General features: G+C 36.3%; 12 protein-coding genes, 1 other RNA gene and 1 pseudogene. 11 read left to right on the plus strand and 3 right to left on the minus strand.

Annotated elements, in window-relative coordinates:
• Position 1 precedes the first annotated feature (1 nt).
• The 9 genes and pseudogenes from RCH13_RS08075 (at position 2) to azu (ending at position 7,339) form a co-directional block, all read left to right on the plus strand.
• Complete coding sequence (locus RCH13_RS08075; protein WP_326986730.1) at positions 2–388, plus strand: DUF423 domain-containing protein; 387 nt, start codon at positions 2–4, stop codon at positions 386–388.
• Positions 389–390: 2 nt separating this feature from the next.
• Positions 391–933, plus strand: a complete 543-nt coding sequence (locus tag RCH13_RS08080) for a hypothetical protein (protein ID WP_326986731.1) — start codon at positions 391–393, stop codon at positions 931–933.
• A 7-nt stretch (positions 934–940) separates the two neighbouring features.
• Entirely contained in the window at positions 941–1,198 is a 258-nt protein-coding gene (locus RCH13_RS08085; RefSeq protein ID WP_326986732.1) for a hypothetical protein, read from the plus strand.
• Between the two features lies 1 nt (position 1,199).
• A pseudogene (locus RCH13_RS13930) lies at positions 1,200–2,065 on the plus strand (DMT family transporter).
• Positions 2,066–2,146: 81 nt separating this feature from the next.
• Positions 2,147–2,521 carry an HYC_CC_PP family protein gene (locus RCH13_RS08100; RefSeq protein ID WP_326986735.1) on the plus strand — a complete coding sequence of 125 codons (375 nt, stop codon included), beginning with the start codon at positions 2,147–2,149 and terminating at the stop codon, positions 2,519–2,521.
• Between the two features lie 94 nt (positions 2,522–2,615).
• Positions 2,616–3,086: a DUF3347 domain-containing protein gene (locus RCH13_RS08105; protein ID WP_326986736.1), complete on the plus strand. Its 471-nt coding sequence runs from the start codon at positions 2,616–2,618 to the stop codon at positions 3,084–3,086.
• A gap of 103 nt (positions 3,087–3,189) precedes the next feature.
• Positions 3,190–3,663: a DUF305 domain-containing protein gene (locus tag RCH13_RS08110; protein WP_326986737.1), complete on the plus strand. Its 474-nt coding sequence runs from the start codon at positions 3,190–3,192 to the stop codon at positions 3,661–3,663.
• Positions 3,653–6,619 carry a multicopper oxidase domain-containing protein gene (locus RCH13_RS08115; protein ID WP_326986738.1) on the plus strand — a complete coding sequence of 989 codons (2,967 nt, stop codon included), beginning with the start codon at positions 3,653–3,655 and terminating at the stop codon, positions 6,617–6,619. The genes RCH13_RS08110 and RCH13_RS08115 overlap by 11 nt, the downstream gene beginning before the upstream one ends.
• 204 nt (positions 6,620–6,823) lie before the next feature.
• Positions 6,824–7,339, plus strand: a complete 516-nt coding sequence (gene azu / locus RCH13_RS08120) for an azurin (protein ID WP_326986739.1) — start codon at positions 6,824–6,826, stop codon at positions 7,337–7,339.
• A 131-nt stretch (positions 7,340–7,470) separates the two neighbouring features.
• On the opposite strand, the gene RCH13_RS08125 is transcribed toward azu, so the two are convergent.
• Positions 7,471–8,445: a phosphatidylserine decarboxylase gene (locus RCH13_RS08125; RefSeq protein WP_326986740.1), complete on the minus strand. Its 975-nt coding sequence runs from the start codon at positions 8,443–8,445 to the stop codon at positions 7,471–7,473.
• Positions 8,446–8,987: 542 nt separating this feature from the next.
• Here RCH13_RS08125 and sucC point away from each other — a divergent pair.
• Positions 8,988–10,181 (plus strand): ADP-forming succinate--CoA ligase subunit beta, encoded by a 1,194-nt coding sequence (gene sucC / locus RCH13_RS08130; RefSeq protein ID WP_326986741.1) that lies wholly within the window; start codon positions 8,988–8,990, stop codon positions 10,179–10,181.
• Between the two features lie 306 nt (positions 10,182–10,487).
• Here sucC and RCH13_RS08135 read toward each other — a convergent pair whose 3' ends face one another.
• A complete protein-coding gene (locus RCH13_RS08135; RefSeq protein WP_326986742.1) occupies positions 10,488–11,348 on the minus strand; it encodes a mechanosensitive ion channel family protein in 861 nt (286 codons plus the stop codon).
• Between the two features lie 89 nt (positions 11,349–11,437).
• On the opposite strand from RCH13_RS08135, the gene rnpB reads away from it, so the two are divergent.
• Positions 11,438–11,766, plus strand: an RNA gene (rnpB, locus tag RCH13_RS08140) — RNase P RNA component class A.
• Positions 11,767–11,825: 59 nt separating this feature from the next.
• On the opposite strand, the gene RCH13_RS08145 is transcribed toward rnpB, so the two are convergent.
• A complete protein-coding gene (locus RCH13_RS08145) occupies positions 11,826–12,695 on the minus strand; it encodes a PPK2 family polyphosphate kinase (RefSeq protein WP_326986743.1) in 870 nt (289 codons plus the stop codon).
• Between the last annotated feature and the right edge of the window lies 1 nt (position 12,696).

Below are 12,696 nucleotides of genomic sequence, written 5' to 3' on the forward strand. Positions count from 1 at the left end.
TATGAAAACATTTACATTAGTAGTCGGCGCAGTTTATGGGTTGATATCAGTTATTTTGGGAGCTTTCGGTGCTCATGCTTTAAAAAAAATAATTTCTGCAGATAAATTGGTGAGTTTTGAAACCGGGGTGAGATATCAAATGTATGCTGCATTTTTTTTGCTCATTGTAGGATACATTCTAAAATTTGAAACCACTGCTGAAAAATGGATTTCGATCCTGATGATTGCGGGAACTTTTATCTTTTCTGTGAGTATTTATCTAATGGCTTTTAGTGATGTGGTGGCAATCCCTTCCAAAATAATCGGTCCAATTACGCCACTGGGCGGCTTATTAATGATTGTTTCTTGGGTGCTTTTAATTTTTCATTTCGCAAAATCTAAATTTTAGAGATGAAAAATTTTATATTGATTGCTCTATTTTTTAGTGCAACTTTTTCTGCGCAACAGATGACAGAATATGGTTTCGGGGTACCTTATACCATTTCTTATCCAGCTGGGTACATGAAAACGTATGATTTAAATGATTATGCAGCCTCCCAATTTACAAATGCGGTGCATGGAAAGCATTCCGTAATAATTGACGTGGAAAAAGATAATCTGACTTTTGCGAAAGTTAACTTTGTAAACATCAAAGAAGCCGGGCAATATTATACAGATATGATCAATGGCGGTTTGATTGAAGATCAATATTTTAAAAATTCTAAAGTCAAAGAAATTCTCATTAATGGTCTTCAAGCGGCAGAAGTAAGCATTGAGGGAACAATGCAGGATGAGGAAGATAAAGAAATCTCTGTACAGCTGTTCTATCTGCTCACTTTGGTAGAAAGCAAGGACCATTATTTCCAGATTTTATCTTGGTGTAACTTGAAAGATAAAAATAAGAATCTAGAGGAATTTAGAAAAATCTCACAGACTTTTAAAATTAGAAAATAAATATTGTATGTTTTTTTTATTCGGCTTTAATAAAAAACCTATTGGCAAGGAACAGCGCAAAATCATGAAAAATGGTTTGGAAGTCAATGCAATTATCACCGTTTACAAGAAATATTTTGAACTTTTCTTTATTCCGATTCTACCCCTTGGAAAAAGCTACAGCCTCTATATTCCACATTCCGACGAATATTATGAGCCCGGTTTTTTTGGGAAAATTCCAGCAGAATATGTAGAAGTTTGTGAACAGGTAGGAAGACTTTATTAAAATGACGAAGCCCAGAATTGCTTTATTTCTCGGAATTCTTTGCATTTCTATTTTCCCCGTTATTGTGAAGATAAATCTAACTTCGGGCCTAATTTCGGCTTTTTACAGAATGGCAATTGCAACCGTGATTATTTTACCCTTCGCACTTCTTAAGAATAAATTGCACTTAGAAAACCCCAAATCTTAATTGCAATAGCGATTTGTGGTGTTTTATTCGGTTTAGATATTGCAGTTTGGAATATTAGTATTCAAAATTCTTCTGCCACGCAGGCAGCTCTCCTTACCAATCTTTCCCCGATTTGGGTAGGGATTTCTCTTTTCTTTTTTTAAGGTATCGTCCACGGAAAAGTTTCTGGGAGGGAACTTTAATCGCTCTCGCTGGAATGGTAATCTTTGTGGGTTTAGAGATAATTATCAAATTAAAATTAGATACTGCATTTTTCCTGGCCTTGCTTTCGGGGCTTTTGTATACCTTTATATTTTGATGAATAAAAAAAGTTTTAGCAGAGGTCGATGTGATTCCGTTTATGACGTACAGCATGATCATCAGTACCCTGTTTTTATTTCTGGTGAATGTAATTTTCAAAGAGAATTTCGCGGGATTCTCCGAGAAAGCGTGGTTTTCACTTTTGATTCAGGGAATTGTTTTTCCAGCTTATTGCGTGGTTGCTCATCAGTTACACCACGCAAAAAATGCGTCCGACCAGAGTTTCTTTAAGTCTTTTAAGCCAAGCGATTTTTGCGATGATTCTCGCCGCAATTTTTGTAAATGAGAAAATAACCGTCCTGAAAATGATTGGGAGCGCAATTATTCTGGTAGGAATAGCGACCACTTTTTATGAGAAGAAAGCAGATGCTCTTGTTTAAGATAACTTTAATTCACAATATCAATAGGTTATCAAATTGTTTAAGTTCTTAAGTTGTATCTTTACGGAAAATATTTTCACCTTGAAAAAGTTTCTCGCCATCATGTTTACCGTTTTCTATTTCGGATTTTCTTCCGGGATGGTTTACAACGTGCATTATTGCCTGGATCAAATTTTCGTTTCTACTTCTTCTGATAACACATGCAATATTTGTGGCACGAAGAAAGAAAGCGATTGTTGCAAGAGTGAAATTAAAATTTTAAAAACGGATGTTGCGAAAAAAGCTGATGTTTCATTTATCAATGATGCGCCGTTAGTAGCAATTCTTCCCGAAGTTTTTTATACACAATTTGTATTGCCTGCTGTTGAGCGAAATCAATTTTCTGTACAGGTAAACGCACCACCAGATAAAGGAGAACTTCCTCTCTTTATTTCATATTGTAATTTTAGAATTTAGAATAAATCTGTCATTTTTCATTAGAAGAATGCAAATCAACTGTGTCCAAATTTTTTGGACTATCCCTATTTTAAAACAATCTAAATTTATTACAATGAAAAAATTAATTTTCACAACCTTATTTACTCTATTTTCAATTCTTAATGTATCTGCTCAGAAGAGTGATGCCTCCATGTCGAAATTGTATCAAAACTACTTGAACATCAAAACAGCTTTGGCTACGGACAATTCTGATGAAGCCTCAAAAGCCGCCAATACATTTATAAAAGCCGCTTCAATGGTAGACTACAAAGTTTTATCTGAAGGTAATTTAGATATTTTACGTAAAGACGCTTCTTCCATTGCAGAGAGCAGAAGTATTGAAACGCAGCGAGCATCTTTTGGTAAATTATCAAATAACATGATCACCTTGAGCAAAAAGTTTAAACTCTCAGACAATTCTGTTTTTGTGCAATACTGTCCAATGGCAGATGCAAGTTGGTTAAGCGCAGAAAAAGCCGTGAAAAATCCGTTCTATGGAAAATCCATGCTGACTTGCGGAAGTGTGAAATCTGAAATTAAATAAAGTACTCTTCTTTTTATAACCCATGAAGTATTTCACTTATCAAATAAGAAAGGTGAAATATTTCCGGGCTTCAATTTCTAAATTTTAACCTCAACAATTTATTATGGAAACGAATTCAGAAAGCAGCAGTTACACAAAATTTGTTTTAATGCTTGCAGCGTCATTTGTGGCAATGTATGTCACGATGTATCTAAACACCTATCAATTGGATCACGTTTATTTCAGCTTAACAAGATTTTACATGACTTGTCTTGGAATCTCTACCATGGCAGTGATCATGTGGTTTTTTATGCGAAAAATGTATCAAAACAAAAGCAAGAATATTGCAATTTTAGCAGGAAGTTTAGTTCTATTTGCCAGTGCACTCGGTTTAGTTCGTGCGCAAAGTCCAATTATTGGCGATGTTCTTTGGATGCGGGCAATGATTCCACACCATTCCATTGCAATTTTAACAAGTGAAAGAGCAGATATAAAAGATCCCGAAGTAAAAAAATTAGCGGAAAGCATCATTATTGCTCAGAAAAAAGAAATTGAAGAAATGAAATCGATGATTAAAAGATTAGAAAATGAAAAATAAAATACCCCTTTCGAAAGGATTCTTAGTACTTGCTTTATTTTTAAGTGCAATATTTGTTTATTCTCAGAATACCCAAACCTATTACACTTGCCCAATGCACCAGGAGATACGTTCTGCAAAACCAGGAGATTGTCCTAAATGCGGAATGACATTGGTAAAAAAAACAATAGCAATCGTAAAAAAAGATAAACCGGTTGTTAAGAATTTTCCAATTGCGAAAAAAATTACAAAGGAGATTTCAAAACCTGCGGTAAAGCCTGCGCCGAAAAAAGTGAATGCAGTTTCTCCTGCTAAACCAAAAATAGTTTCCAAAAATGCGAAAGTATCTCCTAAAATGTCGAATGATATAGAGAAGATAGGCATTTACTCCTGCCCAATGCATCCAGAAGTGACCTCCGATAAACCGGGAAAATGTCCGAAATGTGGTATGGCATTAGAAATGAAACAATCAGCAGAAGATTCTCATGCAAATCATCAAATGATGGGTGCGGCTCGTGAGCGTGAAACTATTTCTTTTGGTGGAAAGAAGGTTCGTTATGATCTCTATGTTAAAGACACGCTCGTAAATTTTTCCGGTAAATCAGCCAGAGCAATTGCGACGAATGGAAAATTACAAGCGCCAACTCTATATTTTACAGAAGGCGATACGGCAGAAATTTATCTGCACAATCAGTTGAAAGAAAACACTGGTCTGCATTGGCATGGAGTAATTCTACCCAATGAAATGGATGGAGTTCCGTACTTGACTACGAAAGAAGTGAAACCTGGTGAAACGCATCTTTACAAATTTAGAATTTCTCAAAATGGAACCTATTGGTATCATTCTCACGAAGGAACTCAGGAACAAATCGGGATGAATGGAATTTTAGTTTTTAATAAAAGAGAAAGTCAGCCAGGTAAAAAGTTTGCGGCAGATATTCCAGTTCTTTTAGGAGAATGGACCGATGAAAATCCAAAACAAATTATGCGAAGATTGCATATGGATCAAGGAGATTATTGGGCAGTTAAGAAAGGAACGGTTCAGAGTTATTCCGAAGCCATTGGAAAAGGGCATTTCGGCACCAAACTTTTGAATGAATGGAAGCGAATGGAAGCCATGGATGTAAGTGATGTTTATTACAATAATTTTCTGATCAACGGCGCGGTTTCTTCTGATTACAAAAATTTAAAAGCCGGAGATAAAGTTCATTTACGCGTAGCCAACGGAGGTTCCTCTTCTTATTTTTGGTTGAACTATGGTGGTGGAAAAATCACCGTTATCGGTAATGATGGTAATGAAGTAGAACCTGTGGAAGTTGACCGCTTAATCGTGGGTGTTTCTGAAACTTACGATATCGAAGTGACTGTACCTGAAAATAAAAGTTTTGAATTTCGTGCAACTTCAGAGGATCGACAAGGTCATGCCTCGCTTTATTTAGGTGATGGAGAAAAAGTTGATGCTCCGAATCTGCCAAAATTAATGCTGTTTGAAGGAATGAAAATGATGAACGGCATGATGGAAATGAGTGGTGATATGAAGCCGATGAACATGACCATGGGAAATCAGATGATGGATATGAACGAAGTGATGTATCCAGAATTATCTGAAAGTCAACGGATGCAAACCATGAAGCATATGAATGAAATGATGGGAATGACGGATAAATCTTCTGAAATGAAAATGGATTCTGGAAAGGAAATGGATCATAGTAAAATGGACATGAACTCTGATATGAAAATGGATGATGGTAAAATGCAAATGGATCACAGCAAAATGGACATGAAATCCGACATGAAAATGAAGGATGGAAAAATGGACATGGATCACAGCAAAATGGACATGAACTCTGATATGAAAATGAAGGATGGCAAAATGGAGATGGATCACAGTAAAATGGACGTGAAATCTGATATGAAAATGGATGATGGAAAAATGGATCACAGCATGCATAATATGACTTCTGCCGATCAAAAAAACATCAAACGGTTGAGTTATAACATGCTTAAATCTCCCTTTAAAACAATCTTGCAAGATGATAACGTAAAGGAATTAAAGTTCACTTTGGAAGGGAATATGCGAAATTACCTTTGGACCTTAGACAATAAAACGGTGGCTGAAAGTGATAAGATCTTAATTAAAAAAGGTCAGGTCGTAAGAATTACCATGTACAATAATTCCATGATGCGTCACCCGATGCACCTCCACGGACATGATTTCCGACTCATTAATTCGAAAGGTGAATATTCTCCCCTCAAAAATGTGGTAGATATGGCACCGATGGAAACAAATACCATTGAGTTTGCTGCGAATCAAGATGGCGATTGGTTTTTCCACTGCCATATTTTATATCACATGATGGCCGGAATGGGCAAAGTTTTTACCTATGAAAACTCCGCACCGAATCCGCAATTGCCGGATAAAGAAGCTGCTTATAACAAGTTTCTGAGCACGAACAGAATGATCAGCACAAAAGCGATGCTCGATGTTGCGTCCAATAAATTTCATTTTGAAAATATGACAATGGTAGGAGCAAGATGGATGAACATTAATGAAATCCACTCAAACTACGATTTTACGCATTACGAAGGAACTGTAAAAGTAGGTCGATTTCTGGGGAAATACCAATGGGCAATGCCTTATGTTGGTTTTCGAAGCAACAAAAATCATGATATGGCAAAAACCTGGTTTGGACAAAATGTAATGCCGGAAAATCAAAATGTAGCCATTGCGGGAATCAGATATATTTTGCCGTTTTTAATTATGGCAGATGCAAATGTGGATCACAATGGTAAAGTTCGGTTGGAATTAGGCAGAGAAGGAATTCCAATTTCACCTAGAATTCGCGGAAATTTTGCCGTTAATTCGGACAAAGAATTTGACTTTGGTCTGAAATATATTCTTCAAAAATGGGTTTCCGTTTCCACAAATTACGACAGTGAATATGGTTTTGGAGCGGGTCTGACTTTTATGTATTAATGAGTGAAAACTTCACTTGCAGAATCGAAATAAGGTAAAATAGATTTAATTGCATCAATTCTGATTGAGTGGCAATGAAAATTTTTAGAAAGTGAGGATCTAAGCGCCGTCCTTAATTGTAACAAAAGATTTATCATGTCTATGAGATCGATGACATTTGACTCATTTACTTTGAATGTTTATCTTTGTTAAAAATAATTTATTATGTACAATTTCAAAATTAAGTCAACACTGACCCTATTAACAATAAGCGTGGCGCTTTTGGTTTCCTGCAACAAAACTGAAGAAAAAGATGTAGTTGTAGATGCCCCAGTTGAAGCTACTACTCCTGATGTTGCTAAACAAGACACGATCAAAATAACGTTGAATTCTAATGATAAGATGCAATATGATCTGTCTCAAATTGATGTTAACGAAGGTCAAACCGTTGTACTAACATTAAACCACACGGGAACCATGCCGATGGCTTCGATGGGACATAACTTCGTACTTTTAAAACAAGGTACAAATCTTGAAAAATTCGAAGAAAAAGCTGGAAAAGCTCAAAAAGACGGCTATATTCCAACTGACAAGAGCGATATTATTGCCAATACTAAGTTAATTGGTGGTGGAGAAAGTGATACAATAACTTTCATGGCTCCAGAAAAAGGAAGCTATGATTATTTGTGTTCTTTCCCAGGACATTACTCCGTAATGAAAGGTAAGTTTAACGTAAAATAATTTTTAAAGATTTTTTATCTTTTGAAGATTTACATAAAAGGATTGGTATTTATACTATTCCTTTTATTTTTTTATTTGGAGATGGATTGATGTTTAATTATTTAATTCAGGTTAAAAAGTAAGGCGCTTTTTTATTTTTTCACCCCAATTTTTTCGCCCATTTTTATAGTAGTCTCTAAATCTTTTGACGTATTAATCAACAAATCAGCATCAATTTTAATCTTGTCCTTTTCAAATAGCAAAACCACGGTTGAACCCCCAAATTTGAAATATCCTTTTTCTTCACCCTTCTTTACAGTAGCGCCTTTGTAAGTCTGAATCATGCTTCCGACCATGGTTGCCCCAACTTCTACCATGACAACATCACCAAAAATCGGACTTTTTATCACTCCATATTCCCGCTTATTGAGCCAGAAAATTTCAGCTTTTTCACGAAGAGCCAAAGGACTTACCGAGTAGTAATCACCCTCAATTTTAATGTTTGAATTTGAAGTGTTTCCACTTACCGGGAAATGATACCGATGATAATCCGGTGGTGCAAGTCGAAAAACGATCATCGCTCCGTTTTCATATTTTTTCGCTAATTCGGTGTTATTTAAAAAGGATTGAACATTAAATTTTAAGCCTTTGATGTAAAAATCGGAATTATTGATGTTGTTATAAGCTAAAATTTTTCCATCTGCGGGAGAAGCTACTGCGAGAGAATCTGCAACGATTGGTCTAGCCTCTGGTTTGAGTTTCCGAATAAAAAAATCATTAAAACTTTTAAACTTTTTATTTTGGGCGATACTCATATCCACACCGTAATCTTTTATAAAGGGTTGGATTTTATCAGCTGAGGCTGGTTTTTCTTGCATGTTTCCATAAACAGAACTTACAATTTTCCGTTTTGCAATGGTCCATAAAGTCGCTTCACCGATTGGATTATGGTATAACCAATTGAGCCATTCTTCACCGTAAACTTTTTCAATTTTAATTTGCCCATTTTCTCGCTCCACATATTTGATGGGATTTTGGGGTGGCACTGGAAAAATCGTGATTACGAAAATGAGGACTAAAATAAACCAGATGATGATCCATTTTATATTGGGTCTTTTGAATGTCATAGTTTTTTCGATAAATGGTTAGGTTTTATGAAGGGGAACAATTTATGACAATTTTTGAGCAAAGACAAATCTGAATTTTTGAAAGCAAAACGACTTAAATCAAGATATTTGTTTGCGCACAGCTCTCACAGTTTAGCACAGACATATTCTTTTTTTATACTTGAGAAATGTACCTATTAAATTTTCTGTGTAAATCTGTGAGATCTGTGCGCGAAAAAATACAGTTTTTGATCTTTTTGAAAAGCACAAGATTTCAAATGAGAAACAAACCGCGCCCCGGATTGAACGGCATGTTTGAGCTCTCCCGATGCATTTGATCGGGAAGCGAGTAGTAAAAGCCGGAAATGTGCGCCCAAAATTAAAAAAAATAACGAAAGTTCGTATCGTTAAAGTCAATTGTGCACCAGAATAAAATATTATACAAAATTTTTCGACAAGGTTAATCTTGTCCTTCAAATAATTTGAAGTCGAAACCCACTATCTAAGCAAATTTTCTTAAATTTGTAAATCTTTAAAAAAAATAAAAATCTAACAAAAATAATATGAATCTTCACGAGTACCAATCGAAAGAAATTTTGGCAAAATACGGCGTAAATATCCAACGTGGTTTTATCGCAAATACTGTTGACGAAGCTGAAGCAGCTGCAAAAAAGTTAACAGAAATGAACGGTAATGAAGGCTGGGTTGTAAAAGCACAGGTTCACGCAGGTGGACGTGGAAAAGGCGGCGGCGTAAAGTTTTCTCCAACCATGGAAAAACTGAAAGAAAATGCTGGAAACATCATCGGAATGCAGCTGGTAACTCCTCAAACTTCAGCAGAAGGTAAAAAAGTGAACTTCGTATTAATTGCGGAAGACGTGTATCAACCGGGCGAAACTGAAACAAAGGAATTTTATGTTTCGATCCTTTTAGACAGAGCGCAGGGAAAAAACATGATTGTTTATTCTACAGAAGGTGGAATGGATATCGAACATGTAGCGGAAGTTACGCCTCATTTAATTCATAATGAAACAGTAGATCCGGGTGTTGGTTTACAAGGTTTTCAGGCAAGAAAAATTGCTTTCAACTTAGGGTTAGAAGGTGCCGCTCACAAAGATTTCGTAAAATTTATCGGTTCATTATACAACGCTTATGTTGGAATTGATGCTTCACTTTTCGAAATTAATCCGGTTTTAAAAACTTCTGACAATAGAATTATTGCGGTTGATGCTAAAGTTTCTTTAGATGACAACGCGCTTTTCCGTCACAAGGATCTGGCTGAATTAAGAGACACGCGTGAAGAAGATGCAACGGATGTAGAAGCGGGTGAAGCTGGTTTGAACTTCGTGAAATTAGACGGTGACGTTGCCTGTATGGTAAATGGAGCCGGACTTGCGATGGCGACCATGGATATCATTAAATTATCTGGTGGTAATCCGGCGAATTTCTTGGACGTGGGTGGAACTGCAGATGCAGAAAGAGTTCAGAAAGCTTTCGGGATTATCCTGAAAGATCCAAATGTAAAAGCAATTTTGATCAATATTTTTGGTGGAATTGTACGATGCGACCGTGTTGCACAAGGTATTGTAGATGCTTACAACGCGATGGGAAGTCTTCCGGTTCCGTTGATCGTTCGTCTTCAAGGAACTAATGCGGTAGAAGCAAAGCAACTGATTGATGATTCTGGTTTGCCGGTTCATTCAGTTATTACTTTGGAGGAAGCTGCAAATAAAGTAAAAGAAGTTTTAGGTCATTAAGATCTTGAAAATAGTACAGATCGTCTCGTCATTAATTGACGAGACGATTTTTTTTGGAGCTATTTCCGGCTCGGAATTTATCCTGAGCATGTCGAAGGGCTTTATCTTTTCCGGCTCGTTCCTCCCCGGAAAAGGATGTCGTTGCGATCCGGGCTAGTTACGCTGAGGTTGTGAAACTTATGGATGGACTATAATTTTTTATTAGAGACAAATTAATCAAATATTGCAGGGTGTTTTCAAAATAAAAAAAAGGATACTCATTAATTTAGCATCCTTTTATATTCTAAAAATAGACGTGTAAAATTTCTATTCCGCGCCAACTTTATTGACCACCTGAGAAGCTAAATCTGCCTGTGTTGCTAATGTAATGCCTTCACTTTCCAGTTTGCTTTTCAGTTTCATTAGAGCGTCTGTTTTTACTTTATTAATGCTTGCACCGCTTTTCATAAAAAATCGCACTTGCATATAGAAGATCCCGAAAGATTGTTTTTGAATAAAAACCTGCGTGTCTTCCACATGATCTGCAAATTCGAAAGTTTTTACCTCTGCTAATATTAAATCACTCACTTTTTGCAGATCCTGATCGTTGGAGATTTGAATATCTAAGAAAACTTTTCGCTGTCCCGATGCGGAATAATTGATAAAAGGCGCACTGAATACCAATTGATTCGGAACGTGAACTTTTTTGCCTTCATCTGTAATTATTTTAGTTGTTAGAAAGTCAATACTTTCTACCGTTCCAAAAATATCTTTAATGGTAATATAATCTCCCACTGCAAAGGCTTTGTCAACGCTGATCAACGCACCCGAAAACATGGAGGAAACCAAATCTTTCAATGCGACACCCGCAATAACCCCTGCAACTCCTAAACTCCCGATAAATTTCAAGACAAATCCGCCCAATCCTATAATCTCCAGAGAAATGAAGGCACCTGAGAGAACGATAAGAAATTTGAAAACTTTGATTAAGGTGACGATAGACCGGTTCTCACTTTTAGGAAAAAACCGATGGAATATTTTGACAGAAATTTTACTAAAAAAAGAACTCGTTGTTAAAAAAAAGAGAAAAACTAAAATCCCTACTAAAATTCTCGGAGTTGCTAAGGCAAATTCCGCGTACCAACGGTTAAGAACAGAGGTGATGATTTCTAAATAATTATGGAACATCAGATGCAAAAATTTTAAGTGTCCTGCTTTGCAAATGTCTGTCCATTATGTTAAGATTAGTAAGGTGTTTTATTTACCTTTGCAATCCAGAAGAAAAACAGCCTGTTGATTTCCGTTTCGGCGGAGGTAGGAAAGTCCGGACACCATAGAGCAGCAAAGCGGATAACATCCGTCGGTCGTGAGATTAGGACAAGTGCAACAGAAAGTATGTATATTAATTTATAGTGAAACCAGGTAAACTCTTTGCGGTGCAATGTTAAGTATATCGGATTTCTCGATTCGTCGAGATAGGAGTGGCTCGCTCCAAAAACCGAGGGGTAAACAGCTAAAGTTTTGCAGCAATGTAAAACGCAGATAAATAACAGGCGTTTTGATTTCGGTCAGAAAACAGAATCCGGCTTATCGTTTTTCTTGTGGGTTTTTAAAAAAAAAGCAGAAATTTAATTTCTGCTTTTCTTATATATTGAATCATCTTATTTATTCATTTTCCAACTGTTTTTTCGCATCTTCCAAACCTTCCGTTTCCTCTTTAGATAGCGTCGGGAATTTTAAATCCATCTTTTCTAATGCATTAATGATAACCTGTATTGCCGCAACTCGTGCAAACAATTTACTATCGGCCGGAATTACATGCCAAGGTGCGTGATCTTTGGATGTTTCGTTAATTGCTATTTCATAAGCGTCCATATAATTTCCCCATAAAGCCCGTTCCGATAAATCTGCAGCAGCGAATTTCCAGTTTTTTTCTGGCTCATTAATTCTGTCTAAAAATCTTTTCTTCTGCTCTTTCTGGGAAACATTCAGGAATATTTTAATAATGGTGGTTCCATTGTCTGTCAAATGTTTTTCAAAATTCCTGATGCTGTCATACCGGCTTTCCCAAAATTTTTCATCAAAATCATCTACCGATTTCCAAACTTTTTCGCTTAAGTTATATTCTGGGTGAACTTTGCAAACCAGTACGCTTTCATAATGGCTTCGGTTAAAAATTCCTATTTTACCTTTTGGGGGTAAAGCGATGTAATGGCGCCACAAAAAATCATGATTATACTCCTGATCATTTGGAGTTTTAAAACTGGTCACTTCACAACCTTGCGGATTCACGCCCCCGAAAACATGTTCAATCAAAGAGTCTTTTCCCGCCGCATCCATGGCTTGCAAAACAATGAGTAATGACTTGCTGCCATCTGCATATAATTTTTCTTGCAAAGCGTGGAGATTTTCGTGCTCTTCTTCAAGCATTTTCTTACCGTCAGCTTTTTCAAATTTGCCTTTGTATTCTGTATCGAAATCTTTGAGAGAAAATTTTCCTTTGATGATAAAATCGTCTGTGAAATCCGCATTCATA

Source organism: Chryseobacterium sp. MP_3.2, assembly GCF_035984805.1.
Lineage (GTDB): Bacteria > Bacteroidota > Bacteroidia > Flavobacteriales > Weeksellaceae > Kaistella.